At 62.4% G+C, this 26,334-nt stretch carries 23 protein-coding genes and 2 pseudogenes; 14 read left to right on the forward strand and 11 right to left on the reverse strand.

What is annotated here, in order from left to right:
- Positions 1–28: 28 nt before the first annotated feature.
- The 3 genes from ACYQ0R_RS12670 to ACYQ0R_RS12680 form a co-directional block, all read right to left on the reverse strand.
- The gene (locus ACYQ0R_RS12670; protein WP_459824336.1) at positions 29–244 is read right to left on the reverse strand and encodes a hypothetical protein; all 216 of its coding nucleotides are present in this window, start codon (positions 242–244) and stop codon (positions 29–31) included.
- 99 nt (positions 245–343) lie between these two features.
- The gene (locus ACYQ0R_RS12675; RefSeq protein WP_459824339.1) at positions 344–1,198 is read right to left on the reverse strand and encodes a hypothetical protein; all 855 of its coding nucleotides are present in this window, start codon (positions 1,196–1,198) and stop codon (positions 344–346) included.
- A 103-nt stretch (positions 1,199–1,301) separates the two neighbouring features.
- Positions 1,302–2,633 carry an aminotransferase family protein gene (locus ACYQ0R_RS12680; protein ID WP_459824342.1) on the reverse strand — a complete coding sequence of 444 codons (1,332 nt, stop codon included), beginning with the start codon at positions 2,631–2,633 and terminating at the stop codon, positions 1,302–1,304.
- A 179-nt stretch (positions 2,634–2,812) separates the two neighbouring features.
- Between ACYQ0R_RS12680 and ACYQ0R_RS12685 the strand changes: the two are divergent.
- Positions 2,813–3,488 (forward strand): annotated as a pseudogene (locus tag ACYQ0R_RS12685) (IS5 family transposase); the annotation flags it as partial.
- A 138-nt stretch (positions 3,489–3,626) separates the two neighbouring features.
- Here the strand turns inward: ACYQ0R_RS12685 and ACYQ0R_RS12690 are convergent.
- Complete coding sequence (locus tag ACYQ0R_RS12690; RefSeq protein ID WP_459824345.1) at positions 3,627–4,226, reverse strand: DUF7344 domain-containing protein; 600 nt, start codon at positions 4,224–4,226, stop codon at positions 3,627–3,629.
- 790 nt (positions 4,227–5,016) lie between these two features.
- On the opposite strand from ACYQ0R_RS12690, the gene ACYQ0R_RS12695 reads away from it, so the two are divergent.
- Positions 5,017–5,358, forward strand: a complete 342-nt coding sequence (locus ACYQ0R_RS12695; RefSeq protein ID WP_459824348.1) for a hypothetical protein — start codon at positions 5,017–5,019, stop codon at positions 5,356–5,358.
- 65 nt (positions 5,359–5,423) lie between these two features.
- Here ACYQ0R_RS12695 and ACYQ0R_RS12700 read toward each other — a convergent pair whose 3' ends face one another.
- The 4 genes from ACYQ0R_RS12700 to ACYQ0R_RS12715 form a co-directional block, all read right to left on the reverse strand.
- On the reverse strand, positions 5,424–6,014 hold the full coding sequence (locus ACYQ0R_RS12700; RefSeq protein ID WP_459824351.1) for a DUF7344 domain-containing protein: 591 nt from the start codon (positions 6,012–6,014) through the stop codon (positions 5,424–5,426).
- 233 nt (positions 6,015–6,247) lie between these two features.
- Positions 6,248–7,489: a hypothetical protein gene (locus ACYQ0R_RS12705; protein WP_459824353.1), complete on the reverse strand. Its 1,242-nt coding sequence runs from the start codon at positions 7,487–7,489 to the stop codon at positions 6,248–6,250.
- A 616-nt stretch (positions 7,490–8,105) separates the two neighbouring features.
- Positions 8,106–9,896, reverse strand: coding sequence for a DUF7289 family protein (locus ACYQ0R_RS12710; protein WP_459824356.1), 1,791 nt, complete (start codon positions 9,894–9,896; stop codon positions 8,106–8,108).
- Positions 9,897–9,919: 23 nt separating this feature from the next.
- Positions 9,920–10,363, reverse strand: coding sequence for a type IV pilin domain-containing protein (locus ACYQ0R_RS12715; protein ID WP_459824359.1), 444 nt, complete (start codon positions 10,361–10,363; stop codon positions 9,920–9,922).
- 512 nt (positions 10,364–10,875) lie between these two features.
- On the opposite strand from ACYQ0R_RS12715, the pseudogene ACYQ0R_RS12720 reads away from it, so the two are divergent.
- The 8 genes and pseudogenes from ACYQ0R_RS12720 to ACYQ0R_RS12755 all read left to right on the forward strand — a co-directional run.
- Positions 10,876–13,773, forward strand: a pseudogene (locus tag ACYQ0R_RS12720) (type II/IV secretion system ATPase subunit); the annotation flags it as partial.
- A 23-nt stretch (positions 13,774–13,796) separates the two neighbouring features.
- Positions 13,797–14,246 (forward strand): P1/P2 acidic ribosomal protein, encoded by a 450-nt coding sequence (locus ACYQ0R_RS12725; RefSeq protein ID WP_459824362.1) that lies wholly within the window; start codon positions 13,797–13,799, stop codon positions 14,244–14,246.
- 3 nt (positions 14,247–14,249) lie between these two features.
- Positions 14,250–16,286 carry a type II secretion system F family protein gene (locus tag ACYQ0R_RS12730; protein ID WP_459824365.1) on the forward strand — a complete coding sequence of 679 codons (2,037 nt, stop codon included), beginning with the start codon at positions 14,250–14,252 and terminating at the stop codon, positions 16,284–16,286.
- Entirely contained in the window at positions 16,283–16,858 is a 576-nt protein-coding gene (locus ACYQ0R_RS12735; protein WP_459824368.1) for a DUF7287 family protein, read from the forward strand. The genes ACYQ0R_RS12730 and ACYQ0R_RS12735 overlap by 4 nt, the downstream gene beginning before the upstream one ends.
- A gap of 2 nt (positions 16,859–16,860) precedes the next feature.
- Positions 16,861–17,493 carry a DUF7288 family protein gene (locus tag ACYQ0R_RS12740; RefSeq protein ID WP_459824371.1) on the forward strand — a complete coding sequence of 211 codons (633 nt, stop codon included), beginning with the start codon at positions 16,861–16,863 and terminating at the stop codon, positions 17,491–17,493.
- A complete protein-coding gene (locus ACYQ0R_RS12745) occupies positions 17,481–18,461 on the forward strand; it encodes a hypothetical protein (protein ID WP_459824373.1) in 981 nt (326 codons plus the stop codon). The genes ACYQ0R_RS12740 and ACYQ0R_RS12745 overlap by 13 nt, the downstream gene beginning before the upstream one ends.
- Complete coding sequence (locus tag ACYQ0R_RS12750; RefSeq protein WP_459824375.1) at positions 18,454–18,927, forward strand: DUF7266 family protein; 474 nt, start codon at positions 18,454–18,456, stop codon at positions 18,925–18,927. The genes ACYQ0R_RS12745 and ACYQ0R_RS12750 overlap by 8 nt, the downstream gene beginning before the upstream one ends.
- Entirely contained in the window at positions 18,920–19,696 is a 777-nt protein-coding gene (locus ACYQ0R_RS12755) for a DUF7289 family protein (RefSeq protein WP_459824377.1), read from the forward strand. The genes ACYQ0R_RS12750 and ACYQ0R_RS12755 overlap by 8 nt, the downstream gene beginning before the upstream one ends.
- A 279-nt stretch (positions 19,697–19,975) precedes the next feature.
- Here ACYQ0R_RS12755 and ACYQ0R_RS12760 read toward each other — a convergent pair whose 3' ends face one another.
- Positions 19,976–20,653 (reverse strand): RAD55 family ATPase, encoded by a 678-nt coding sequence (locus ACYQ0R_RS12760; RefSeq protein WP_459824380.1) that lies wholly within the window; start codon positions 20,651–20,653, stop codon positions 19,976–19,978.
- Positions 20,654–20,945: 292 nt separating this feature from the next.
- On the opposite strand from ACYQ0R_RS12760, the gene ACYQ0R_RS12765 reads away from it, so the two are divergent.
- The 3 genes from ACYQ0R_RS12765 (at position 20,946) to ACYQ0R_RS12775 (ending at position 22,741) form a co-directional block, all read left to right on the forward strand.
- Positions 20,946–21,341: a type IV pilin domain-containing protein gene (locus ACYQ0R_RS12765; protein WP_459824383.1), complete on the forward strand. Its 396-nt coding sequence runs from the start codon at positions 20,946–20,948 to the stop codon at positions 21,339–21,341.
- A 59-nt stretch (positions 21,342–21,400) separates the two neighbouring features.
- Positions 21,401–21,811 carry a type IV pilin N-terminal domain-containing protein gene (locus tag ACYQ0R_RS12770; RefSeq protein WP_459824386.1) on the forward strand — a complete coding sequence of 137 codons (411 nt, stop codon included), beginning with the start codon at positions 21,401–21,403 and terminating at the stop codon, positions 21,809–21,811.
- A 561-nt stretch (positions 21,812–22,372) separates the two neighbouring features.
- Positions 22,373–22,741 carry a DUF5658 family protein gene (locus ACYQ0R_RS12775; RefSeq protein ID WP_459824389.1) on the forward strand — a complete coding sequence of 123 codons (369 nt, stop codon included), beginning with the start codon at positions 22,373–22,375 and terminating at the stop codon, positions 22,739–22,741.
- Between the two features lie 52 nt (positions 22,742–22,793).
- Here ACYQ0R_RS12775 and ACYQ0R_RS12780 read toward each other — a convergent pair whose 3' ends face one another.
- Positions 22,794–23,045, reverse strand: coding sequence for a DUF8028 family protein (locus ACYQ0R_RS12780; protein WP_459824392.1), 252 nt, complete (start codon positions 23,043–23,045; stop codon positions 22,794–22,796).
- Between the two features lie 160 nt (positions 23,046–23,205).
- On the opposite strand from ACYQ0R_RS12780, the gene ACYQ0R_RS12785 reads away from it, so the two are divergent.
- Entirely contained in the window at positions 23,206–23,823 is a 618-nt protein-coding gene (locus tag ACYQ0R_RS12785; protein ID WP_459824394.1) for a hypothetical protein, read from the forward strand.
- 436 nt (positions 23,824–24,259) lie between these two features.
- Here the strand turns inward: ACYQ0R_RS12785 and ACYQ0R_RS12790 are convergent, their stop codons facing one another.
- On the reverse strand, positions 24,260–26,239 hold the full coding sequence (locus tag ACYQ0R_RS12790) for a CARDB domain-containing protein (protein WP_459824396.1): 1,980 nt from the start codon (positions 26,237–26,239) through the stop codon (positions 24,260–24,262).
- Positions 26,240–26,334: the final 95 nt, after the last annotated feature.

Raw genomic sequence — 26,334 nt, forward strand, 5'->3', positions numbered from 1 at the left:
ACCGACACGCATCGGCCCTCACCGACCCTCACTGACGCTCCCACACCTCGGGTGCGACCCCGAGACGGCGAACGACAGGGGGATAGCCGAAGGCGACGACCACCACCAGAAGCAGCGACTGCCAGAGCGCGAGCGCCCCGTAGAAGTTCTCGATGCCCACGATCAGTGCAAGCATGACGACGAACATCACCGCCCAGTGGGGCGCGAGCTGTCGAACCTTCTCGGCAGTCGAGGTGGAGCTCATACCGGCCTTTTCTCGACACTGACGCTAGTGCGTGTCGGTTCGAACGGTCTAGAAGAGTTCCGTATCGAGCGCACGCAGAAAGGGAACGCGACCGGCGGATCAGTACCGCGACGGGACGAACGCCGCCGCCATCACGAGCATCGCCGACAGCATACTGACGATCAGCACGCGCCAGAGCCCGTCGGCCTGCTGGTCGAGCCGTTCGACCTGTGCGAGCTGTGATTCGTACGCCGCGAAGTCGGTAGACAACACCAGCGTCGACCCGTCCGGGAAGTACGCGATGAACTCCGTGTCGCCGATCGTTATCTCCGACTCCTGGCCGACGTCGAGCGTCAGCGTTTCCGGACCCTCCCACGCGAGGACGACCTCCGAGGCCGTCACGGAGTCGACGGTGACCGTCTGTCCGTCGTACGGTAGCTCGTCGCCCTGGGCGTACGAGCGCTCCTCCGACGCGGGGAAGTAGTCGTCGACGGGAACGAGCCGCCGCTCGCCGTCCTCGTCGGTGACGACGACGTACTCCTCGCCGTCGATCTCCTCGGTCTCGTTCGCGGCGTCGGGGTCCCCCTCGAGGATCGCCTGCCTGTCGAGCACCTCGACCAGCGTGAACTCGGTCGACTCGTCGCCCGCGATGTGGACGCGCCACTCGCGGTCGTCGTACTCGACGACGGAGTCGTTCGCCCACGTCTCCGACTGTTCGGTCACCTCTTCCCACTCGATCTGCCCTGAGCGCTCTATCTCGACCGCATCGGCTTCATCCGCCTCCTGTTCCGTCTCCGTGATGTCCGCGACGGTGTACTCCTGTCCGTCGACCTCGAACGTGTCACCCTCCGAGAGCTCGAACTCCGGGTCGTCGAACGTGAGCTCCGGTGATTCAGCCGTCGCGATCAGCGCGCCCGCCGCAACCCCGACGAGCAAGAAGAGCGCGACGTACACGGCTACAGCGCGTCGTTGCATGAGTCCAGCATGGGTCACCCGGCGTATAACGGTTACTAACGACGCCGAACGATCCGCGACGAACCGGCACGACGACCGGAATCAGAACGAATCCACGACCGGGTCAGTATCCCAGCTCTCCGGCGACCGCGTCCACCGAGTCGACGACCGTTCGAGCGATCCGATCGACGGCGTCCTCGCCGACCGTCAGCGGCGGCACGAGCAGCAGGTGGTCTCCGGCCTGTCCGTCGACGCTGCCGCCGCCCGGGTACACGTACACACCGTCGTCAAGCGCGTGGTCGTAGACGCGGCGAGCGACGTTCTCGTCGGGGTCGAACGGCTCGTTCGTCTCCGTGTCCGCCACGAACTCGACGCCGACCATGAGACCGATCCCGCGAACGTCCCCGACGATCGGACTCCCCGCGAGCGGATCAAGGCCCGCCAGAAGCGAGTTCCCACGCGCACACGCGGACTCGATCAGGGAATCGGTGTACCGGTCGACGACGTGGTCGGCGACCGCGGCCGACACCGGATTCCCGCTGAACGTGTGGCCGTGGTAAAACGAGTGGTCCGCGGCTTCGAGCGCCTCGACGACGTGGTCCGCGACCATCGTCGCACTGATCGGCGCGTACCCCGCCGTGATCCCCTTTCCGAGCGCCATCAGATCCGGAACGACGTCGAAGTGGTCACAGGCGAACCGCTCGCCGGTCCGCCCGAAGCCGACCATCACCTCGTCGGCGATGAACAGCACGTCGTGTGCGTCACAGATGCGTCTGATCTCCTGATAGTACGCCGGGTGCGGATGCGCGGCGGGAATGCTCGACCCCGAAACCGGCTCCGCGATGAACGCCGCGACCGTCTCCGGCCCCTCCCGCTTGATCAGCGATTCGAGCTCGCCCGCTGCCGCTTTCGCCTGCTCTTCGGGCGACCCGTCGTGGTCCCACCGGAACGGATACGCCGGCGGAAGCTTCGGCCAGTCGGCCATGAGCGGTTTGTATATCGACCGACGACCGGTGTTCCCGGACGCCGAGAGCGCCCCCAGCGTCGCCCCGTGATACGACTGCCACCGACCGATGACGGTCTCTTTCGCCTCGTTGCCGCGGGCGACGTGGTAGTCGCGAGCCAGCTTGATCGCGGTCTCGACCGCTTCGCTTCCCGAGTTCACGAGGAAGGCGTTATCGAGCGTCCCAGGGGCCATCCCGGCGAGCTTCTCGGCGAGCGACTCGACCGGCGGGCTCGTGAAATGCGAGGTCGACACGTACGCGACCCGGTCCGCCTGCTTCGACATGACCTCCGCAACGCCGTCGAGCGAGTGACCGAGGTTGACGACGGCTGCCCCCGCGGCGGCGTCGACGATCTCCGTTCCGTCCTCGGTCACGAGATACTCGTCGTACGCCTCCGTGATAACGGGATGATCGGGTGATCGACCCGCACCCCATTTATAAAACATCGACATGTTCGACAAGTGAACGGCCCGAGTCATAAGTGTTGATAGATCATGAACGATGGCGGTGTCATCGTTCGTTCCCGGTGCGAGATCCGATCCACGACTAGGGAACATGATCGCCTGCAAGCACTGAGAAAGGCGACCGGAGAACGTCCACGCGATCGTGTTATGTGCCCGCTGGACAGTATTACCTCGACACATCCTACCGGATGACGATCGACCTGCTCAAAGAGATGCCGTAAATAACCAGGGGTATCGGCCTTAACGCGGCCGATCTCCCCGCGCCGTCCACGTTGTGTAAGGCGTTCGACCGGATCAGTATGAGCGTGTGTCGAGTGCTGCTGCGCCAGTCGGCGCAGCTGCACGATCTCTCTGAACACGGTGCGATCGACGCGGCGTTCTACGAACGCTCAGCAGCGAGCCGCCACTACTGCCAGCGAATCAGCTACCGCGTCCAGATGCTGAAAGTCACGAAACTCGTCGATACAGCGTCTCAATCCGTCCTTGACGTGCACTACTCAACGAATCGGAAAGGAAGCGACGCAGACCTTGCTGAGCAGATCGCCCGCCGTGATACGGGCGATCTGCGGTCTCTTGCCGCTGATAAGGGCTATGACAAGCAATCGCTCCGCGAAGGATTACGAGACCTCGGGATCAGACCACTGATCAAGCACCGTATCTTCGCTCCGTCCGACCACATGCACAACGTTAGAATCGGCGATAGAAGCGGGAATCAGCGCTCTGTGGCTGAAACTGTGAACTCAGCTGTGAAGTTCTCGCTCGGCTTCGATGTGCGAGCGGTCGTGGTTCCGTGAGTTCCGCGAAATCGCGCTGATGTGTGTCGTCTATAACATCAAACAGTGAATCTCTCCGCCTTACAGCGATTCAACACAGCCATCCGGGGAGACTTAGACCGGCTGAGACTTCCACGTCGGAGAGGAAACCGCGCCGTGAACGGCACAGAGGGTGTCATGCAGTGGACGACGGACCGTAAGCCATCGTTTACGCGACCAGTTGGAACAGGGCAAGACCGACGAGTGCAGCGATCGTCACCGCTGCCAGTGCAGTCTGCGAGATGAGTCCCATCGGGCCGATCCCGACGCTCCCGAGCGCTACACTCACTGCCACGACGGACGCGATACCCAGCTCGACGCGTGCAAACATCGGATTTCCCACATTATCGAAGTACGGTTCGAGGTCAGAAGCGACATCACGGAGGCGCACGGTGTTCTCGTCAGTGTCAAAATCGATCACTCCCAGTGTCTCCATCCTGCGAAGGTGACACTGGTAGAGACCCGTGTACACCCGTTTGTACTGTTTCGATGTCAATTCTGCAGCGGGAACGTCGTACTCGTCGGCCGCGACCTGCGTTGCCAATTCCTCGACCGACACCCTGCCGCCTTGCGTGCGGAGACAGGAAATCACGACTCTTCGTCTGCTGTTCCGAAGGACATCGAACATCTCGTTTTTCGAGAGTGTCACCGACTGCTCGTCTCCATAATCGGATCCTTCGTTGGCCTCTCCCGTAGCGATATCCGACACCTCCCCGCCGGATTGACTCCCTCCTGACCCACGACCGTAATGAACTCGTTTTTGAGCCATCTTAACCGATTATGTCACCAATATCCTATTGTTATGGCGTTACTAAGAAATACGACGGTGGGAGTATCTTCCGATTAACGTCGCTGTAGCGGCATCTTAGCCATGGTCATCGAACCGAGTCGTCATCCGGACCACTCGAAGTTCAGTTCGGCCACGGCTTCTCCGATCGGAAGTAGTCTGCTACAAAACGGTATGGGTTCCATTCGAACTGCTTTGTTGAATCCGGTGACGGTGTCGGGATCGCTGTTTGAATGATCGTTCGAGGTTGTAGATGGTGGTGGTCAACACGAGTTCGCGGAACTCGAGATACCACGCGCGAGGGCGGATAGCGGGGCGAACCGACGCATGATGGCCGAAAGAGGGGGATTTCGGCCATCCGGCGCTGGCCGTATAAGTCGCCTCCCAACCGTGTGTTGTGCGCGTGATCGTAGTTCGCGTCGAGCAGGTCGTTTTTCGCCTCAACATAGCCGATCGCCTCGGTTTGTGTGGGATCTGCGACAACCACGCCGAGGGCATCGTAGACCGTGTAGTAGTTGCTGATTGAACGAACAGAACACGTCTGAGTGTCAGCTTTATCCTCAAGGTCACGTGGTTCGAGAGGCGGAGCGTCTCGTAATCACCGAAATCTTCGATTTCCGTATGATCGCGAGGCACTCGACTTGCTCATCTGTAGAACAGTGCCTCAATTACAATGCTGGTAGCGTATCCACCCTACAGTGAATGCAAGAACTGTCGAAACGAACACGAACGTCGATGGAGCCTCGTAGCCACCTACAGTGAACGATAATCAATGCTATCCCAACCTGACGGCGGATCGAGCGACGACCACCGTCGCAAACCCGTTGCCCCTCGCCATCAGCTCGCCGAGAATCACCTCGACGAAACCGATGGAAACGATGCGTTTGAAGCTCAGGACACGGAAGTGGGTCGCGGGATCGCCCGGCGAATGGGATTCCTCTCGTACGGGATCGCGGCAGTGACGCTTGCGAGTGTCGTCCTGATACTCGAGCGTGACCTCGTCCCCGTTCCCGAGTCCGCACTGTCGTGGGTCACGATCGCCGGTGCGGCGACGATGATGCTGATCGCGCTGGCGCGGTACGGTCGAACGCACAGCCGTCAGTCGGCCGAGTAGCGGGTCGCTGGACCAGTGCGATCGGACACGTGGACCGTCCTCAGCCCAGTGTCGACTCGTGGAACTCACCTCGAAGCGCGACTGTACGAGTCCAGTGCAGCCAGTCCGAAGAACCCGATCACCCCAACGCCGATCCGGAGCAGTTCCGGCGGAGCGGCGAACGGGGGAACGCCAGCGAGTCCCAACAGGATCACCCCCGCGAGTACGAACGCTCCCGCGACTATCGTACCACGTCGGCCCGTTCCCGCGGTATCGTCGAGGTACGGCTCCAGCTGTGTCGTACACTCGCGGAGCTGTACTGACCCTCGGTTCTTCTCGTAATCGATGACGCCGATATCGTCCATCATCGGCAGATGGTTCTGGTAGAGGCCGACGTACACGCGCTTCCGTTGCGACGAGGAGAGCTGCTGGACGGGGATGTCGTTCTCCTTCGCGGCGATGTGTTCGGCGAGGTCGCTCGCCGTCGCCGACCCGTCCCGTTCCCGGAGATACCGTATTACATCCCTTCGTCGGCGGTTGTACAGCACTTCGAACACGTCGTCCGTGGACAGATCGGTCTCGCCGTCCTGTTCAGAGTTCGTATCATCCAGTAGGGCGTTCAAAACGGGATCGTAGTCCCGACCGTGATCGCGTCCGTCGTAGGTTTGCTGTGGCATGCGTGGATCACCCGTGAACGGACGAAGTCACGAGAACGACTCGCATTGTTATGGTAGTTATACTAGCTTTTCTAGGATACTGGTAGCGCAAGAAATGGCTTCCTGAAGACGAGTAGGAAGCTCCTGAAACGCCATACAGAACACGAGACCGGGTGTCGGGCTTCACCCCCGACCCCGGTGGGTCGGGGAACTCGCCCTCGCAGGTTGTTTTAGAACGAGTCTGGATCCCGCGGCTACGACGGGTAGACGGTTTCGTGGAACACCGGAACGCGCCCCTCCCTGGGGGCGTACAGGTAAACGCTCACCTCGACACGGTCGGCCTCCACGAGGGCGTTCCCGCCGGAGCCCGACCTCCGGTCAACGGAGAGTTCGCCGTCGAACTCGACGAACAGGCGGTCACCGACGTCGAAATCGTCTGGCTTGGTGTACTGGGCGATGTACCGGTCCTCGCCGAACTGCGCCGTCACGTAGAACTCGGCGTACCGGAGGTTCATCGATCCCGGCAACGACGGTCCCCGAAACAGCTCGTAGACGCGGCCGAGGCTCCGATCCTCGACCGAGAACTCCCGAACGTCGGTCGAGTCGTCCGTCTCGCTCCACTCCGGCGCCGCCAACGACCCGAGGTCGTCGTACTCGAACTGCACGGTGCCACTCGTCACCGTGTCCAACACCTCACGACCGTTGTGCGTCAGTCGAGCCACCTCGCCAACGAGTTCGTATTCGACCGTCCGGATGCGGCCGTTCTCGGCGAGCAGTACCGAGACGTTCCCGTCAGACATCGACTGGAGCTGGTGGGCGATGCGGGCGCTGTTCCATCGTCGGAGCTTCAGTTCGTCCGTCCAGACCACGTCGCCGGTGTAGCGTGCGTACGACCGTTCGTCGTCCGTGACGATCCCGTCGAAATCGAAGGAGGTACTCTCGAGGAGCATCGGCACGGTAGTCCGTTCGAACGGGTAGTGGTGGAAGCGTCGGTCCGAGTCGATCAGCGGATCGGCGGGTTCGCTCCGCCCTCGAGCATCAAGGTCGTCGTTTCCTGTGGTGAACCGGGAAACGGTGTGGTCCCGCGTCACCCAGCGGTCGATCTCCAGGTCGTTCTGCAGCTCCCGTTCGTGGACCGCCCCGTCGCCGGCGTCGTACGTTATGGTTGTCGTGTCAACGTTTCCGTTCCGGTAGTCGATTTCGTGGTCCTGCGTGACGCGATACCGGTCCGTCTCTGTCACGTGTTTGCGCGCCCGCGAGACGATCGTTTCCACCACGAGCCCGTTTTCGTCCGCGCCCTGCGGGAAGTCGAACGTCTCGGTCTCCTCTGCGTTGCTCTCGTCCTGTTCGTCCCCGTTCCCGTCGTTGGTGGTAGCGGCCGGCTCCCCGGGATCGTCGTCCAACAGTTCGGCGCCGCCGATGCAGCCGGCAGTGCCCACGATCCCCGTCGCTCCCAGGAGCCCGACGAACCGACGTCGGTCGACTGTTCGTTTCATCTGTACTGAACGCATAGCGGAGGTATCGCGTTAGTAATCCGGAGTATGTAACACGGAAATGATGATATACTGGGAACGGAACCAGCGAGGGGGCTGTCTGTCGGGAACACGGATCGACTGGCACCGGATCGGCCGTGTCGCTGGCGACGCACGTCCGTTACCCGCGTCGACGACGTACCCACGCAATCGCACCGCTCACGGCCCGCAGGCCCGTCGCACGGCCCGAGGAGCTTGCGCCTCACTGTCTTCTCCGGTCTACTCGCCTTCGTGCTTCCGACTGGTCAGAAGCCCTCGCTCCTTGAGCTCGGAGGCTCCACCTCGAAAAATGCTGAAAACAGGCATCACAACGAGAACTTTCGACGCGAACTGACGGTGACCGCGTGGGACGGTGATGCGCGACGCTACCGCTCTCGGCGGTATCAACGGATCTCGTAGCGAGCGATGCTGTCGCGCCCGCAGTTCGAGCAGTGGATGGATGTGGAGTCGACGGTCGTCCCGCATCGTCGACATTCACACACGACGACGTGGTCGTTCTCGTCCGTCAGCAGCCGTTTGAGCGTGGGTAGTATGCTTGGATTCATGGATCGTTGTTGGTTTGAGCTCGTTGTTCGAAAGGCTAAGACTCCGATATCTCGATCGGGTGTTCGGTGACGTAGAGGTACTCGAGCAGGGAGACGCCTTCCCCGAACGGGATCTCCTCGTTTATGATGGCGTGATCGAAGTGAACCTCGGCGTTGTTCTCCGCCGAAAAGTCTCCTGTCACGACTGACCCGAAGAGCTCGGCGTCACGGACGATGAACTGGCCGGAACCCTCCCCCTGTGTCGGAGCAATGATCGTTCCGGTTACCTGTGCGTCGTTCGATCCGGACGCTCTGATCCCGCCGGTGAACTGGGCAGGGCCGAGCACCTGGAATCGCGGGGACGAGTCGTTCTCGACCGCTATCCGGCTATTCCCCTGGACGTAAAAGTGGTCGGCGGGCTCGCCGCCGGTCCCTTGGATCGTTATCCCGGAACTCTCTTCGCTTGCGACGATCAGGCGGACGGTTCCGTCGTCGTCGCCGCCGGTAACCTCGATGTTCCCCTCGTCGAGTACCACGTAGTTCTCGACGAGGATCGTGATATCGCCCCCGGTCGCGTTCAGAATCAGGGTTTCGCCGTCCTCCAGCGTGATGTCCTCCAGGTAGTACGCCCCCGACGAGAGTTCGTTTCCGTTGTCGAAATCGAGGGTTTCGTCCTGGATCACGTCGGTCTCGTTGTTTTCGTTGTCGGCGACGAGCTCGGCGGCTTTCGCCTCTACGTACGGGTCGAGCGGCGGGAGGATCGGAACGTCGGCGTCGTGATCGGTCGTCCCCTGTATCTCCGAGTCCCCGTCGGTCTGCCACCCCTGACCGGCGCTGACGTTACCGGTGATGACGGAGCCGCCGCTCATCTCAACGCGTTTATTCGATTCCGTGTCCCCGCGGACCTCGGAGCCGCCCTCCATCCTGAGGTCGCCTGCCGACCTGACACTACCGTTGTATTCCTCGGTTTCGCTGTACGGACCGATCGAGGAGTTGTAGCTGTCGATGTAGGAACCATCCCCCTGGACGCGGAGTTCACCGGGCCCCGACGTCGCAATTATTCCCGCGTCCGGGGAGAACTGCATCCGTGATCCGTGGAAGATGATCACCACTTCCTCTTCGTCCGGATAATAGAGGACGTGGGTGTTCACCTGGTCCTCGAAGTACTGCCCCCACGCCCTGTAATACTGACTCTCGATCGTGATCCAGACGGTGCCGCTGTTGACCTTGTTCGTCAGGTTCTCCTCTACTTCGTTCGGGAACCGCGGTTCGGACGCACCGCCCGAGTCGATCTGGACGTCGGTGTGGATGCTCCCGCCTCGCTCGCTCTTGACGATCGGCATCGTGAGGGTCCCGCCCTGAAACACGACCTCCGGCGGCGAAACCATCACCGACCCCTCGCCCTCGCTCCGCCAGACGCCGCCACCCTGGTATCCGACCGTCGTGTCACCGCTCTCGTAGACGACGGTTCCCATGGACGTGTTCATGATCTCGGCCCGGTTCTCGTTCTCCACGAGGTCGCCGTACTCAACCGTGATGTGTCCGCTCTCGGGTTCCACGTCGAGCGTACCGCTGTGTCCCCGCAGCCCGAGGTCAACGGTCCGCGACGACGTCCCCCCGGTCGCGACGCGTTTCGCCTCGGCATCGAACTGGGTCAACGCCCGCTCGGCCTGACTAACCTCGACGTCCGCCTGACTTCCCGACAGCTGCGGACCGGCGATCAGCACGATGGTGGACATCCCGAGTACGACGATGGCGATCAGCAACGCCACGGCCACGACTTCTGAGACGGCGCGGTCGGTCGCGAGAAACGATCCGTCGTTCGTGCGCGTATCATCGCGTGACATGCTGTGTGTCTCTCCGACCTCCGTTACGGTCTGAACGTTCCCAGGACGCTCTCGGTGCTGCTGTTGGGGTCCTGCCAGACGACAGTGATCCGCTCTGCTTCGTCCGGATCGAGCGCCACTTCGTCTTCGTTCTCCATCTCTGTCCGTTCGCCAGTGACGAGCCGATCTTTGGAAAGGCCGTACTCGTCGCCCTGGTCGGTCCGTATCACGATCTGCTCCGCAACGAGTGGCTCGCCGCCCTCGTGATGCAGTTCGACGACCTGATCACCCCCGTCGTCGGCCACGCTGAACGAGAGTGTCACCTGGGGAGTCTCGGCCGGACCGATACCGAAGCCGAGCACTACGGTGCCGATGACCGACGCGAGGATCACCGTGATCCCGATCAGTAGCGCAGTCCCGACGACCGGCGACACCGCTCGGCCATCCGATCTCAGTCCTCGTTCGTCCGGTGTTCGTTGTTGCGTCATATCTTCTCGGCCACGTCGGATCGGGTCGTCGGTGGTATCGACGAACGTGCTGAGAGTCGTCCGTCCCGCGCGCTTCCGCCGAGTGGCACGTGAACGAACAGCCTCCCTACCCGGTTCGTAATTCCGAGTATACGACACGGTAGTCAGCGGTTTCTCGCCGAGATCGTCGGGTCACCAGTGCGGTAGATCCAGCGGGACTGAAACCTCCACGATTCGCTTCACAGCGGTACAGCGCGCCGTGGAGACACCTCCGATGTGAACAGGGGTCTAAGCGGACACTCGGTATCCGGGCCGTACGGAGTCCGAACCGTCGAGACAACCCCGCACGAACCGATCCGCGTCGAGGCAGCTACATTAGAAGTGTTCGCCTGTTGGGCTACAAACGGACCGTAACAAAGCCCTACGAAGCGGTAGTCGGGGAGGATGACAGCGGATGACAGATGGCGAACTCGGCCACGAACCGGGGCGCCGAACCGACGAACGAGACAGTGTTCATCGAGACGGGACCGGCAATGAGTGGGGACACGGTCGAATCAGGTGTGACCGAGTTCGCCGAGTTCTCCGGTAACGAGGGTACGGAAGACGGCTCCGACGCGCCCACGGCTATCCTCGGGGAGTACACGTGGAAGGAGTTCATGCGCGAACACGGACACGGTGACGAGGTCGAGGCCGTGTACCGGGACGGCGACCGCGAGGAGAACCGGAACACGTTCTTCCCGTTCTCGAGCAACGGCGTCCGTCGTGTTCCGAACACTGACGACTGGGACCGCGTCTCGTTCAACCCGGTCGCGTACCTCGGCTGCCGGCCGGTCGAGTTCGAAGACCGGCTCCGCCGGGCTTCGACCGCGAGCGCACGGTTCGATCACGCCTTCGAGAGCTGGATCGTGAGGACTCGGGTAGCGAAAGGCGAGTACACGTGGGAGCACTTCAAGTGGGAGTACTACTACAACGACGACGGCCGACCCCCACAGGACGGCGGGGAGGTCGAACCGTTCGATCCGGCGGCGTATCTGGGGTTCGATCCCGAAGACGTCGAGTCGGTGCTGAGTGCGGGCGCGGAAAACGCCCGGGAGTTGCTCGAGATCGAGGACCGTCGGACGGTGAACGTCAACCCTGAACTGGACGAGGACGAGTTCTTCTCGACGGACGAGGGACTGACGACGCTCGCGAACCGCTACGACCTGGAGAAAGCCGTCCCGATGGCAAAAAAGCGACACTTCGTCGAGGAGGACCGATACTGGGTCGACAAGCCGTACGCGTTCGTCGTTATCTTCCACTCGGTCACGGAAAACGAGAAGAAGTACTACGTGGTCGAACCGTACCTCAACGAGATCGAGCAGGACCTCGTCGAGTTCTTCTCCGGCAAGCTCCGGACGAGCATCAAGTACTCCGATGATGACGTCGTCGTCAGAGGCACCGAGGAGGAGCGCGGGGACCTACTCGAGGAGGAGACCAGGTGGTTAATCGACCGGTACAACCTGCGTAGCCCGGCCGCGACCGACGACAACTCCACGGACGGGTCGCTGCTCGAGAACCTGCCGCGGTACGACGGGGAAGCCGTCCGCGACCGACTGGGGCGGCTCGTGGACTCGCTCGGACCGTCGTCCGAGGAACCGGACGACGAATCGATGCGCGAGCCGGACGACGACCCGACGGACGAACCCACGGAACTGGAGGGGATCTCGGCTCGTCCCGAACCCGCGGTTCTCGCGGAGGACTCGGGATGGCTCACCGAGTACCAAGTCCAGAAGGTGCTCCGGCTGATCCGGCGCGACTTCATCGGGTACGAGCGGATCGACCCGATCAAACACGACATCAACGTGGAGGACATCTCCTGTGACGGGTACAACTCCCCGGTCTTCGTCTACCACACTGACTACGAGAACCTGATCACGAACGTCAGGCATGGGGAAGACCAGCTCGACAGCTTCGTTATCAAGATCGCACAGCGGTCCGGAAAGGGGATCTCGAAGCGCCAGCCGCAGGTCGACGCGACGCTGCCGGACGGTTCCCGCGCCCAGCTCACGCTCGGCGAGGAGGTCTCCGACCACGGGACGAACTACACGATCCGGCAGTTCAAGGACGTCCCGTTCACGCCGGTCGACCTCATCAACTGGAAGACGTTCTCGCTCGACGAAATGGCGTTTCTGTGGCTCTGTATCGAGAGCAAAAAGTCGTTGATCTTTGCGGGTGGAACCGCGTCGGGGAAGACGACCAGCCTGAACGCGGTCTCGCTTTTCATCCCGTCGAACTCGAAGATCGTCTCCATCGAGGACACCCGAGAGGTCGAACTCCCCCAGCGCAACTGGATCGCCAGCGTGACCCGGCCGTCGTTCAGCCAGGACAACGTCGGCGACGTCGACGAGTTCGACCTCCTGGAGGCGGGGCTCCGACAGCGGCCCGACTACATCGTGATGGGGGAGGTGCGGGGAGAAGAGGGTCGAACCCTCTTCCAGGTCATGTCGACCGGACACACGACGTACACCACCTTCCACGCCGACACGGTCGACGAGGTGTTGAAGCGGTTCACGACCGACCCGATCAACGTCTCGAAGACGCTATTCACGGCGCTGGATCTGATCTCGGTCCAGACCCAGACCCGGGTCCAGGGCCAGAAGGTCCGGCGCAACAAGACGATCACGGAGATCAACTCCTACGACGCAGAGAACGACGAGGTGAGCGTCCAGGACGTGTATCAGTGGCAGCCGGAGGAAGACGAGTTCGTCCAGCACGGGAACTCGAAGAAGCTCCAGGAGATCGCCTTCGACCGCGGTTGGACTCCTGAGCAGCTCAAGGCGGAACAGTTCAAACGCCGCACCATCTTGGCGTACCTCATCACGAACGGGCTGAACACGTACACCGAGGTCGCCGCCACGCTGCAGGCGTTCATCAACGATCCCGAGACGATCCTGACGATGATAGCCAACGAGCGGCTCGAAGAGAGTCTGGCAGGTCTCCGGGAGATGGAGTCGGTGCTCATCGACGTCGATCCCGTGAAGGAAGCGCTGGTACCACGGCCCGATCCGGGATCGGACGTCCTCGCGGAGGCGGAGCGCATCCTCGCGGAGGCGGAAGACCGGATCTTCGAGGAGTACCGCGGAAAGCAGGCTGGCAGCCTGACCGACGCGCTCTCCCGAACGAAACACACGGACGACGTCACCGCGACACCGGGACAGGACCCACAGATGTTGGTGTCGGTCGGCGATGCCGACGATCAACTCCTGGCCGACGGAGCGACGTCGGAAGCCGAGATACCGCACCCCCTCGGGTCTGTTGATACCGGAGAGACTGAACAGCGACCGACGCCGGACGCACACGTCGACGATGGTGACGTTCCGGCGAACGGATACGATGCGGATGAGCCGGCCGCCGGAGCGACGGGCAAACCGGCCAACGGAGCGAGTGAGGACGAAACCAAGGAGCGTGAGTAATCATGGAATACGCATACGCGACGTGTATACTGAACGAAACGGGCGAAGAGATCAACGAAGAGAACCTGACTGCAGTCCTCGAGGCCGCTGGCTGTTCGGTCATCGAGTCCCGCATAAAGGCGATCGTCGCCGCACTGGAGGACGTCGACGTCAGTGGGGTCACTGCCGTCGACGTGGAAGACACCGGTAACGCGTCACCGGTGGATCAGGAGATTTCGTCGACGGCGAACGAGGACGTGACGACGGGCGATACGGAGATGACGTCCGGGATCGGACCCGCGACGGAAGCCGAGGCGGAGCTCGTGTCGGTTGAACGGAACGGTGAAACGCCCGGGGCTGACTCGAAAGCGACTGACTGCGACGACGGTCGAGTGACCGACGCGTTTGACGAGCCAACGAACGCCGAACCCTCGGACGAGCCAACGAACGCCGAACCCTCGGAAGAGAGGTAGTACATGAGTACAGACCCGGTGGCCGCGCACGGATGGCGACGTCGACGCTACATCGACACTCTCACGGACACGTTCAGACCCGTCTACGTCAGACTGTTCGACGAGAACGATTCATTCGTCATCAACGTCGAAGACAAACTCGCCGAGGCCCGCATGGACCAGACGGTGGAGATGTACCTCTCGCGAGCGCTGGCGTTCGGAACGATCTGTGGGTTCCTGTTCTGGCTGCTGGGCGTCACCGTGGCTTTCGGAGTGATCGAAACCGGAATCGTGGAGGTCGGGGCGCTTACCGGCGTCCGGATCCCGAACGCGACGCTTCTGGCGCTGATCGAGGCCGGCCGGATTCCGTTCCTGATCGTGATTTCGGGGCTTCTGCTCGGCTCGCTCGGCTTCGCGGCCGTCTTCGGCAGCTACGTCGCGCTCCCGTACAGCCGGGCTGGTACCCGTAAACGCGAGATCAACACGCTGCTACCCGACGCCGTCTCGTTTATGTACGCACTGTCGCTCGGGGGGATGAGCCAGATCGAGATCATCGAAACGATGGCCGAATCGGAGGACACCTACGGGGAAGTGTCGATGGAGTTCCGAACGATCCTCCAGGAAACCCGGTATTTCGACACGGACTACCGAACGGCCATCCAGCGGCGCGCGGTCCAGACGCCGAGCGCCGAACTGAGTCAGTTCTTCACTGACATGCTGTCGATCATCGACAGCGGCGGGAGCATGACGGAGTTCCTCGAGGACAAGAAGGACATTCACTTCCGTCACGCAAAGGAGGACCAGCAACGCACCCTCGAGACGCTCGAGCTGTTCAGTGAGATGTACATCACGATATCGCTGTTCCCCCTGCTTCTGATCGTCATTCTCGTGATCCTGGACATGATCGGTGGAAGCCAGGAACTGCTCCTCTACGGGACCGTGTACGTGCTGATCCCGGGGCTCGGACTGGCGTTCCTGGTCCTCGTCTCGACGGTCCGGACGGACGAACACGGGAACGGCTACCTCGAACTGGAAGACGACGTCGGGGAGTTCGATTTCGGACGGGAGTCGAACGCGCTGGACCTCGGGTTGATCAGACAGTTCACGGGAACGTACTACGTCTTCGACCGGATCGCCAGCCGGGAAGGGACCGACGTGGCCATGGAGGTGTTCAAAAAGCCGCACGTCTTCCTGCGTGACAACCCGGTGTATACGCTCGCGGTCACCGTTCCGGCGTCGGTTGCGTTCGTGGCCGTGGCGGTCCTGACCGGATCGGTTCCGATCACGTGGGCCGGCGTCATCGATCACCCGGTCTGGTCGACGGTCGTCTACGTGTACGTCCCGCTGTTCGTCGTCTGTGTCCCCTTCGCCGTCTTCTGGGAGTGGAACGTTCGACGGCGGCGCGCCGTCCTGGACGGGCTCTCCGAGAACCTCCGGAAGCTAGCGAGCGCAAACGCGACGGGGCTTACGCTGCTCGAATCGATCAAGGTGGTCGCAGACACGACGCCCGGCAAGCTGGGGGAGGAGTTCCGGACGATCCACTCGAAGAGCAACTACGGGATGCACCTCAAGGAGTCGTTGGTCGTGTTCAACAACAAGTACCACATTCCGCGGCTCGCCAGGACGGTGAAGCTCGTCAGCAAGGCACAGGAGATCTCGAGCCAGATCTCCACGGTCCTGTCGACGGCTGCAGTGGCGACCGAGACCCAGGAGGACATCGAGCGCGACCGCAAGCAGCGTGCAATGATGCAGGTCGCGATCATCGTCCTGACGTATCTGACGCTGCTCGGCGTGATCGCGCTGTTGAAAGCGCAGTTCGTCGACGTCATGGCCGAGGTGACCGCGCAGGCCGAAGGCGGAACCAGCGCCGGCGGACAGAACTTCGGTGTCTCCATGGACATGGGGCTCCTGTCGCTGCTGTTCTTCCACGCGGTGACCCTACAGGCGATCCTCTCGGGGCTCGTTTGCGGATACATCCGCGACGCGAACGTGGCATCGGGCGTGAAGTACGTGGTGTTGCTCTCGACTGCCGCACTCGGCGTTTGGTTGGTGGTTGCATGACCCGAACCCCGGAGCGTTCGGAAGGCCACAGCCGGACGTCGGGCGGGGACACGGCCGGAACGGTCGCCGGCGACACGCGCGGACAGACGCTCCCCGACTTCGCCGTCGGGATCGCCGTCTTCCTCATCACGGTGACGTTCGTCTCCGTGTTCGTCCCGCAGCTGGTCCTGCCGTTCGAGGACCAGGAGCAGTCCGTCGTGGCCGATCGGATCACGAGCGGGCTGGGGAACGACGAGCTCACGGAGCCGGGGCCGCCGTCGGAGCTGAACGAATCCGCGACGCGAGCGTTCTTCGATTTCGACGAGAACGAGGCGCTCGATCGGCTCGGCGTCCCCTCGTGGTACTCGCTCAACGTGACGATACGGGACGCACCCAGTCACGGCCCGGACTCGGCCGTGCTCTGTGCCGTCGACGACCCCAGCAGCGACGAGTGGATCGGCGAGTGTGAATCCGGTGCCGATCGGTTCGCGATCGGACGACCGGCTCCAACGGACGACCGGTCAGTCTCGACGAGCCGGCGAGCGCTCTTCGCCGACGACACTGGTGTGGTTCTCGAAGTGAGGGTCTGGTAACCATGGAACGGAAATCGACGGAACACACGTCCGACCGCGCCCAGACGTTCACGCTGGAGGCGTTCGTCGCGGCGATCATCCTCGTGTCGACCGTCGCGTTCGGGCTCCAGGCCGTCACGATGACCTCGAACACGGCGAGCGCCGCGGATACGGAACTGCGAGGCCAACACGTCGGACTCGCCGAGGGCGTCCTTGACCGGGCCGTCGCGAACGGGAACCTGAAGGCGACGCTGCTGTACTGGAACGAGTCGGCGGACCGGTTCCACGGGGCCGACGAGGAGGAGGGATTCTACGTATCGCGCAGTCCGAGTACGGCCTTCGGCGAGTCGCTGGACGCGATGTTCGAGGGATCGGGGATCCGATACAACGTCGATCTGCACTATCGCGACGAAAACGGCGACCGGGAGACTCAGCGGCTGGTCGAGTCCGGCACGCCGAGCGACGACGCGGTGCGGGTCGTCGAGACGGTGACCCTGTACGACGACACCGTCCTCGTCGACGCGAACGAGACTCCCCGCGAAAACGTGACGCTCGCGTCGGTCGACGAGAGAGACGAGTTTTACGCACCCAACGTGGACACCGACGGTTCGCTGTACAACGTGATCCGAGTGGAGGTGGTCCTATGGCGAGTGTAGACGTCCGACCGGACGACCGGGCGCAGCTGTTGATCGTCGCCGCGATCGGCATCGCGATCCTGCTCACCGTCCTGGCGTTGGCGCTGAACACGGCCGTTTACGGCGGAGTCCACGTCGCTCAGACGGACAACAGCCTCCACGAGGAGCGGGCGGCGTTAGAGTACCAGCACGGCGTCGACCGCGCTGTCGCCGGGCTGATCGCCGCGAATGCCGATACCGAAATCGATTACGACGACATCGAACGCGACCTCAGGAGGGACGTCGACCGGTGGAACGACCTAACGAGACGGGAGTACGCCGGCGACGACGCGGTGACGAACGCATCGATCACTGACGTCACCTTCGAGAGTCGGATCGTCCAGGACGAGAACCAATCGTTCGCGGTCCAGTCCGACCGGAGCGATCGATCGAACTGGACCGTCGCCGACGACGTCTCGACCGTCGAGGCGTTCGAACTGGGGATCCACAACGACTCGCTCGCGACTGACGACTGTTCGCCGGGAGGCGACTGTTTTACCCTCGAGATCGAGGGCGACGGTGGGGAGACGTGGCGACTGTTCGCCAACGCCACCGCGGACGGCGAAGGCGTCACGATCACCGTCGAGTCGCCGGACGGGACGACCGACACCTGCGAGACGATCGAGTCGATCGCGTCCGTCAACGTGACGGCTGGCACGTTCGACGACGGTTCCGGACCGTGTTCGTTCACGTCGTTCCGGGACGGCGATGTCGACCCCCCGTACACCGTGCAGTACGTCAACGCCGACAACGTCACCGGAGCGTATGACCTCACCGTGAGCGGGAAGGTCGTCGAGGAGTCGATCGCGGAGGACGACCGCTACGGAACGACCGGATCGCCGCGGATCGAGGCCCGGATCCATACGGCGACAGTAGCGGTCGAGTATCGGTCGCCGGACCTGACTTACCGGACCGAGCTCCGGGTCGATGGAGGGGAGAACGATGAGTGACCTCGGTAGGGGCTCCGACCGCGGCGTCTCGACGGTCGTGAGCTACGCGTTGATCCTGGGGATCGTGGCCCTGCTCCTGGTCACGCTGATGATGGCGTTCGCTCCGCTGGTTTCGAGCCAACAGTCGAGCGCCGTACACTCGACGCTCGAGGTCGTGGGCAACGACCTCGCCGGCGACGTCGAGAGCGTCGACAGGCTCGCGGTCGCGGCCGGGCCGAACGGGACGGTCGTCCATCGCACGCAGCTCCCGGAGCGCATCGGGGGGAGTCCCTACCGGATAGCGATCGACCAGCCGGGCGGCGAGACGTACTACGAACTCACGCTCCGGAGTCTCGACCACGACCTCGACGTGACGGTCACGGTCAGGACGCGAACCGAGATCGACGTCGCCGAGGTCGGTACGCTCGACGGCGGACACCTCGAGATCGCCTACGAGGAAGAGAGGCTGGTGGTGCGGAATGCGTGACCACGACCGCGAGCGGTGCGAGCACGACCGCAGCGGACGCGCCCACGACCGCGGGCAGAGTGAACTGCTCGGGTTCGCGCTGATCTTCGGGGTCGTCGTCCTCGCCATCGTCCTCATCGGAACGACCGGCTTCGTCGGGCTCGACAGCGCCCAGGAGTTCCAGCGGACGACGAACGCCGAGCAGTCGTTCACCGTCCTCGCGGAGAACACCGACGACGTGACGCGTCGCGGCGCACCGAGTAGGGGCACCGAGATCAGGCTCGCCGACGCCTCGCTGTCGCTCGGGGTGCCGGAACGGATCAACGTCACGGTCGGTGATCCGACGCCCGAGAACACGACCGAAGTCGAGATGCATCCGATCGTGTACGACTCCGGCTCCGGGACGACCATCGCGTACAGCAGCGGTGCGCTCGTTCGCCAGGACGGCGAGAGTTCGGTGATGCTCCGGGAGCCGAACGCGGTCCTGACGGACGAACTGGTGCTCCTCACCATCGTCGCCACGTCTCCGAACGGTGCCGGCCCCGTCGGCGGTACGTCCGCCGTCGACATCCAGACGCGGAGCGCGGGAACCGAGGTGATCGCTGCGGACGACAGCGCGACCAACGTCATCATCGAGATGACCTCGCCGCGCGTCGAGTCGTGGTACCGGTTCCTCGACGGCGAAACGGGAGCCGACTGCGAGGAACCTGTCGGCGAGACGGTGACCTGCGAGATCGAAACCCAGCGCGTCTCCGTGACGGTCGAGCACGTCGACGTGCGGTTCAGGTAAGGACGTACGAATCGCTCCGCTCACTTTGACTGCGGTTCTATCGTCGTTCGCGTCTTGATTTCTCAAGAGATCCGTCCGAGTACTGCCGTTGCACTGTCCCACACGGCTTTGCATTCGACCGAATCCGAGACACCTGACGATCCACGTCTGCGGGACGAGAACTCGGTCCACGTCGTGGAGAAGGGGAATCAGTACACGTCCGGTGGGGCGAACGCCGGTACGTCCCGAACGTATCGAAACCGGACAACAGCTGACGAGCGGAGCTTGGTCCGCGAGCAGTCAGGCGATCTTCCGGCTGACGTCGATAGTGACGTCCGAGGTCAAGTCGAGTTCGATCGCGTCAGGGAGCGACTCGCCGCCGCGGAACTTGGGAAGCGAGAGACGGTTCTCGACGCTGCCGCCGCGCAGTTTCGTGGCCAGGTCGAAGACGACGTCGGCGTGGTACTCGGTTCGGTCGCGCTGGGACGGCACGTCGCGCCCGTCGAGGCAGTGAAGCAGGGCGAGTCCCCCGGTTTCGATCGTTCGCGTCTTGAGCTCGTTCAAGAACGCGCGGTACGCGTCGGCGTCGTCCGCCTCCAGCGGGTTGATCGGATCGATGATCAGCATGGACTCGTCGGGGAGTTCCTCCAACGCCGACCGCGCGCCGCCGACCGGGTCGTCGTCGAGCCGCCGAACGTCGACCGTGTCCGGCGAGGTTCCCGCTCGTTCGAGTTCGGTTTCGACCTCCGCCGTCGTCCGCTCGGTCGTCAGGTACACGGTCTCCCGGGCGGTGGCCATCTCGTAGAGGAACAGCTCGGACTGGCTCGCCGGCGACGCTAGCAGCGCGAGCGTTCGGCCGGCGGGGATGCCGCCGTCGAGCTTCCGGTCGAGGACGTCGATCCCCGTCGAGAGCGTCTCCGTCGTCGACGCCTCCGTCCCCGATTCGTCGTCCTCGAACAGGTCGTAGGCTTCGGTCATCGTTTCGCTCGAAAGACGCACGTGTCGGTGATAGTTATCCATCGACTGGAGCCGTCTCGAGTGCCAGCGACGGTCCGCAGCCGTTGTCGTCGATAGCACAAGGGGTCGTTTACCGGCCCGCAGGCATCGCCATCCGATTCGTATAATTCGACTTACAAACCCGATGGGGGTTCTGGGGACACGTAACACCGACTGATGATCGGTCGTCCCGATGCGGATTGGTCGTCGCGCGACGCACGGCTCGTGTGCGCGGACGTACCCGATCCACGTCAGGCGGTGTACCAAACAACACATGAACGTACACAAACTCTTGACGGACGATCGCGCCGTGTCGCCGGTGGTCGGCGTCGCGCTGCTGATCGCCATCACGGTGATCCTCGCGGCCGTCATCGGCGGCGTGGTGCTCGGCATTGGAACAGGTGGCGTCGACACGCCGCAGGCACAGCTGCAGTTGGAACAAGTTGATGATACTAATGAATATGAACTTCACCACAACGGTGGTGAACCGCTTCCGGAGGATTACATTGTCATCAATGGTGTTGTGGATGCTGATGAAAGGCTGGACGGAGATCTGACTGCAGGCAATTCAGAATCCCTTGAGCATAATACAACGAGTGAAGAAATTGTAATTCTCTGGGAGGATCCGAACAGCGACAGCACGACCGTCCTCGAACGGTTCGATGTGTAAATAACTGATAAAGTACAGATAAAATGAAGCCAATAAAACTATTCACGGACGACCGTGCCGTGTCGCCGGTCGTCGGCGTCGCGCTGCTGATCGCCATTACGGTGATCCTCGCCGCCGTCATCGGCGGCGTGGTGCTCGGTATTGGTACTGGTGGCGTGGATACACCGCAGGCGCAGCTGCAAGCAGAGTACAATGACAGCGCAGCTACCGGCGATGCCGGATGGGTAATATTCCACAATGGCGGTGAACCACTCCCAGCTGACGAGGTCGTGTTTGAAGATGGAGATGGTGAAGTGGCGATACATGTCACCGAGGATGACTTCTCGGAGGATAATGAGTTTGATAACGGGGAGTTCAATGCTGGCGACACTCTCTACATCGAGGGAGATGAATCAGACGGCGAACTAACCATCCTCTGGGAGGATCCCAACAGCGACAGCACGACCGTCCTCGAGACGTTCGAAGCATAAACTACGACGAGTACTACCGTAGCGGGGGATACTCTCCCATCGGTTCACTATTGCTGACCCGCTCCATCACGAACCGCTCCAGACGGATCCCTGATCTAAACCCGTCACTCACTCCAGCATATTCGGCATCCATCCTACAGATCGATCAACCGACACCGATCTCATTCTGACTCGCCATCACCGATCAGAACCCTGTTAGTCGTCGAAGCGACGCGGCGGATGTGCCACTCTCCCAGGACTCGCGCGCTGTTCCGTAGCGACAGACGAGGATCTCGAAATCAAAATCCTCGAACTGCGCAGTGACCTCTTCCTCGGCGGCGTAGACACAGCACGGTCTTGGTGATCACCCGGATCGTCTGGACGATCAAGCACGGTCTGACCAGCACCCCAGACGAGGAACATCGCGAGCAGGAGCCCCGCCGCCGGAACGAGCCGCAAATCACCGAGCGATGACGCTCGACCCCACGTTCAGCTCCGTCGCCCATCGACGCCGACGGAAACGGGACCCAGACCATGCCGAAGGGTTATCGTTCGGTCCCACGAACGTACAGGGTGCGAGCCATGGTCGACACCGCCACTGACGTGGAGCTGGACGTCCGGCAGTGGTGGGTCCTGTTCGCCGTCGCCCTCTTCTTGTTGGTGCCGCTCGACCTGCTCACGACGCTGGTCGCGGTGGCGAAGTACGGAATCACCGTCGAGGCGAACCCGGTGATGCGGTGGCTCCTCCAGCGGGGACTGCTCGTGACGACGACCGTGAATCTCATCGTGGTCGGCGTGGCAATCATCATGTTCCACCTCGCTGTCGAACGGATCCGGTGCGTTCCGCCACCGGAGCGCCGCGTCCTCACCGTCGGCGTCAACGTCTGGCTCGCCATCCTGATCGTCAGCGGCATCGCCCTCGTACTCAACAACCTTCTCGCGATCGTCTAGCGGATGGCTTTTATATCGCATCGAGCGGCTCGTGACCGACCACTCAGAGGTGTTACAGGGTGTTGCGGTACGAGCGCCCGCCGAGCAGTGCGAGCACGTTCAGGACAAAGAGAACGAGGAACAGCAGTCCCGTATCGACGCCCTCGTAGTCCACGGTGAGAACCGTCAGGTACACCACGGGAAGGACGATCGCCAGCCAGAACGAGAACGCCGAGCACGCCATCTTGATCCGGTGGGTGTACTCGGTGGGGACGAGTCTGTCGACCACCGGCGACGAGAGCTCGAACGACCCCTTGCGGCGCATTACTGGCTCGTCGATCCGATATCCCGGCAGTGGCTTGGTAAACCGGAGGGTACTCGATTTCTTACCGGAATCCGCCGCGCGGCCGGATCGGATGGGTCGTCCTAGTTCCCGAGCAGGGACAGGTTTCCAAAGACCACGTACGCCGATACGTCAGGTATCCATGTCCGACGATACCCAGTACTACCTCAGTGACCAGTCCGGCCACACCGACGAGTCAGCGATCCCCGAATCCCGGATTCGGTGGCCGGAGACCGACGGGATCAAAACCCTGCTCGAAGTGGCGCTAGTGTACCACCTCGTCACGATCGCGACGCCGGTCCTGGTAGCCCAGGTCGAGTTGCTGAACCCGGCGATCGTTCCGGATCCGTTCACGACGGGACTGTACGCCCTCCTCTGGCTCGGGATCGTGGCCGTCGTCGTGTGGCTGATCCGGTCGGAATCGCTGGTCAGTACGTACCGGTTCTACGAGTACGAATCCGTCAGCGACGACCTCGAGAGCGATCTGCCGGATCGCCGCTGGTTCACGCGGAACGCCGGGTTCGTCGTATTCGGTGGTGGTCTCACAGCAGTGACCTACGAGCGGTTCGTGGCCACGTTCCTGTACGTGACCGACCTGCTCGTCATCGTCGTCGGCGAGTTCCAGTGGGCGCTCACGCTCACGGACGGGCTGTCCGTTGCCGGCTTTCTCGGCGGTTTCGTCCTGTTCGCCATCGGGGTCGATCGGCTGATCGTGGGCGGCCTCCGCAGGTACGTCCACCGCAGTCAGAACTCCCATTGACATCCCCCGCGCTGAACGGCAGTTGCTGAACCTGACTGAACCCGTCACGCTGGACCGTGTTGGTCAACGGATGATTCGGACAGCTGAGGCGAAACAGCTCCGCCAAGCTGCATCGACGGTGCTGTTTCCGGAACTCGAATTCAGCAGCGACTTCCTGCATTCGTCAATGATGCCATCGGCCTCCACGAGTAGCGCTTCTACGGCTCCGTCGACACGAGCACGTAATCCGGGCTTCGGGAGTCGTGTTACTGGGAAGGTCGGTTCTGGATGGGCGGGTACCACGTGGGAACGGCGGGTGCGGTATCGGAGAGGTGGTGGAACGGAATATCAGGGAAACGGAATATGTCTCGAGTGACGCGCTTCATCCTCACCCACGGTGGGGCGGGAAACTCGCACCGCTTTTTTGAGATCCGAGGGTGTGTCCGAGAGCGGAGACCTAGCGCTTGCGCTTCGCTAAAAGCGGTGCGAGTAACAGGAATCCCAAGATCGGAGAGACAACGATAGACGGCTCGCTCGTCCCGTCGATCTCCCCGGAATCGTCCGCTCTGTCGGCACCAGAATTTTCTTCGTCGCTGTCGGATCCGTCCTGGTCAGAGTCGCCGTTCTCGTCTCCGTTGTCACCGTCGGCGTCGTCGTCGCTGTCGGATCCGTCCTGGTCGGAGTCGCCGTTCTCGTCTCCGTTGTCACCGTCGCCGTCGTCGCCGTCATCAGCGTCGTCGCCGTCATCAGTGTCGTCGCCGTCATCAGCGCCGTCGTCGTCGTCGCTGTCGGATCCGTCCTGGTCGGAGTCGCCGTTCTCGTCTCCGTTGTCGCCGTCATCAGCGCCGTCGTCGTCGTCGCTGTCGGATCCGTCCTGGTCGGAGTCGCCGTCCTCGTCTCCGTTGTCACCGTCGCCGTCGCCGTCGTCGCTGTCGGATCCGTCCTGGTCGGAGTCGTCGGATCCGTCCTGGTCGGAGTCGTCGGATCCGTCCTGGTCGGAGTCGTCGGATCCGTCCTGGTCGGAGTCGTCGGATCCGTCCTGGTCGGAGTCGTCGGATCCGTCCTGGTCGGAGTCGTCGGAATCAGCCACCTCAACAGTGAGCGTGTCAGTGTCGGTTTCGTTCCCGAACACGGCTTCGATCTCGGTCGTTCCGTCACTCTCGGCTGTGACCGTTCCGTCGTCGACCACCGCGGCAACGTTCGTATCGAGAGCGGTGAGGGTCGCGTTTTCCGTCACGTCTCGCGTCGATCCGTCCGTAAACGTCGCCACGACGGTGAGAAACGTTTCCTCGCTTGTTTCGATCTCGGTCTCTTCGAGCGTCGCGTCGATCGATTCGACAGCCGGCTGATCGACCGTCACGGCGGCGGTATCAGTATCGTTTTCACTCCGAACCGTAACGTTACCCCCTCCCGCGTCGGTGCTCTCGGTCGTCCAGACCAGAGTTATGGAAGTCGATTCCTCGGCTGAGAGCGTCTGCGGCTCGGAGGTGTCGAGGATCGTCCCGTCGAACCCCGCCAGCGTGACGTTCTGCGTCCCGACGCGGTCGCCGGTGTTCTCGACACGAGCGGTGACGTCGACGGTCTCGCCGGCCGCCACCTCGGCCGACGCGTTCTCGATCGACACTGCAAAGAACGCGGGGTCGGGGTCGGTGACGGTCACATTTCGTTCGTCGATCTCGTCGTCGCTCTCTACGGCGATCGAGACCGCCGGTACGTCATCGTCGGCCGTTTCGTAGACGAACGAGAGCTCCTTGCTCTGGTTGCCGGACAGAGTCAGGTTCTCCACTACGTCGACTTCCTCGCCGTCGACCAGGAACCGGACGTCTTTGGTGGCTTCGGTCTCGCCCGCGTTCTCGACCGTCGCCGTCACGGTGAGGTTCTCTCCCGCTGTCACAGTGTCGTCGTAGTGGTCGATCGACACCGCGAACGCCCCACTGCCAGTATCCGAACCACAACTCACCCCCTTTCGAATATCCGGTTCCGTCACGGTCTCGCCGTCGCTGTACGCGAATACCTGAACCTCGTCGATCCGCTCGCAGTGACCTACAGGAACTTTTAGCTGAAGCGTTCCGGAGGTGAGGTCATCGACGACGATGTCAGAGCTCCCGTTCCGGCCGTCCGCCGCCGTGACGGTAAACGGATTCGGAACGTTGGTGTCACCCGGCCTGAACAGGTTGATCGTGTCGTTGTTCTCACTTGTGAACCCGAGCCGGATCCGTTCCACGTCCGTTACGTCGTCAGCCAGGTTCCAGCGGACAACGACGTCATTGGGCGCTTCGGGATTTGCGGGCTTGAATTCCACTTCGAAGGACTTGAACGCCTCACCCTGGCCAGTTCCATTCGTCGCTCCCGACAACGGCACGGCCGCGACCGAGAACAGTACCAGCGACGAGAGGAGAATGACCCAGCCCGTGTTGCTCGACGTGATTACGGACATAGATCTATCCCCTTTTGGGACCCCACCGCGACCTGATCGGACCGGTGGCCACGAGATCGGGCGGTGTTCGTGGAACGATCGAACTGATGCGTATC

The organism is Halorubrum luteum (genome assembly GCF_054652935.1).

Bases quoted from the DNA above. Each gene is read 5' to 3' on its own strand.
- ACYQ0R_RS12705 (WP_459824353.1), bottom strand. From the start codon at position 7,489: ATGAAACGAACAGTCGACCGACGTCGGTTCGTCGGGCTCCTGGGAGCG.
- ACYQ0R_RS12700 (WP_459824351.1), bottom strand. From the start codon at position 6,014: ATGCCACAGCAAACCTACGACGGACGCGATCACGGTCGGGACTACGAT.
- ACYQ0R_RS12780 (WP_459824392.1), bottom strand. From the start codon at position 23,045: ATGCGCCGCAAGGGGTCGTTCGAGCTCTCGTCGCCGGTGGTCGACAGA.
- ACYQ0R_RS12735 (WP_459824368.1), top strand. From the start codon at position 16,283: ATGACCCGAACCCCGGAGCGTTCGGAAGGCCACAGCCGGACGTCGGGC.
- ACYQ0R_RS12790 (WP_459824396.1), bottom strand. From the start codon at position 26,239: ATGTCCGTAATCACGTCGAGCAACACGGGCTGGGTCATTCTCCTCTCG.
- ACYQ0R_RS12785 (WP_459824394.1), top strand. From the start codon at position 23,206: ATGTCCGACGATACCCAGTACTACCTCAGTGACCAGTCCGGCCACACC.
- ACYQ0R_RS12765 (WP_459824383.1), top strand. From the start codon at position 20,946: ATGAACGTACACAAACTCTTGACGGACGATCGCGCCGTGTCGCCGGTG.
- ACYQ0R_RS12675 (WP_459824339.1), bottom strand. From the start codon at position 1,198: ATGCAACGACGCGCTGTAGCCGTGTACGTCGCGCTCTTCTTGCTCGTC.
- ACYQ0R_RS12715 (WP_459824359.1), bottom strand. From the start codon at position 10,363: ATGACGCAACAACGAACACCGGACGAACGAGGACTGAGATCGGATGGC.
- ACYQ0R_RS12750 (WP_459824375.1), top strand. From the start codon at position 18,454: ATGAGTGACCTCGGTAGGGGCTCCGACCGCGGCGTCTCGACGGTCGTG.
- ACYQ0R_RS12740 (WP_459824371.1), top strand. From the start codon at position 16,861: ATGGAACGGAAATCGACGGAACACACGTCCGACCGCGCCCAGACGTTC.
- ACYQ0R_RS12670 (WP_459824336.1), bottom strand. From the start codon at position 244: ATGAGCTCCACCTCGACTGCCGAGAAGGTTCGACAGCTCGCGCCCCAC.
- ACYQ0R_RS12775 (WP_459824389.1), top strand. From the start codon at position 22,373: ATGGTCGACACCGCCACTGACGTGGAGCTGGACGTCCGGCAGTGGTGG.
- ACYQ0R_RS12690 (WP_459824345.1), bottom strand. From the start codon at position 4,226: ATGGCTCAAAAACGAGTTCATTACGGTCGTGGGTCAGGAGGGAGTCAA.
- ACYQ0R_RS12695 (WP_459824348.1), top strand. From the start codon at position 5,017: ATGCTATCCCAACCTGACGGCGGATCGAGCGACGACCACCGTCGCAAA.
- ACYQ0R_RS12755 (WP_459824377.1), top strand. From the start codon at position 18,920: ATGCGTGACCACGACCGCGAGCGGTGCGAGCACGACCGCAGCGGACGC.
- ACYQ0R_RS12760 (WP_459824380.1), bottom strand. From the start codon at position 20,653: ATGACCGAAGCCTACGACCTGTTCGAGGACGACGAATCGGGGACGGAG.
- ACYQ0R_RS12745 (WP_459824373.1), top strand. From the start codon at position 17,481: ATGGCGAGTGTAGACGTCCGACCGGACGACCGGGCGCAGCTGTTGATC.
- ACYQ0R_RS12725 (WP_459824362.1), top strand. From the start codon at position 13,797: ATGGAATACGCATACGCGACGTGTATACTGAACGAAACGGGCGAAGAG.
- ACYQ0R_RS12730 (WP_459824365.1), top strand. From the start codon at position 14,250: ATGAGTACAGACCCGGTGGCCGCGCACGGATGGCGACGTCGACGCTAC.
- ACYQ0R_RS12680 (WP_459824342.1), bottom strand. From the start codon at position 2,633: ATGTCGATGTTTTATAAATGGGGTGCGGGTCGATCACCCGATCATCCC.
- ACYQ0R_RS12710 (WP_459824356.1), bottom strand. From the start codon at position 9,896: ATGTCACGCGATGATACGCGCACGAACGACGGATCGTTTCTCGCGACC.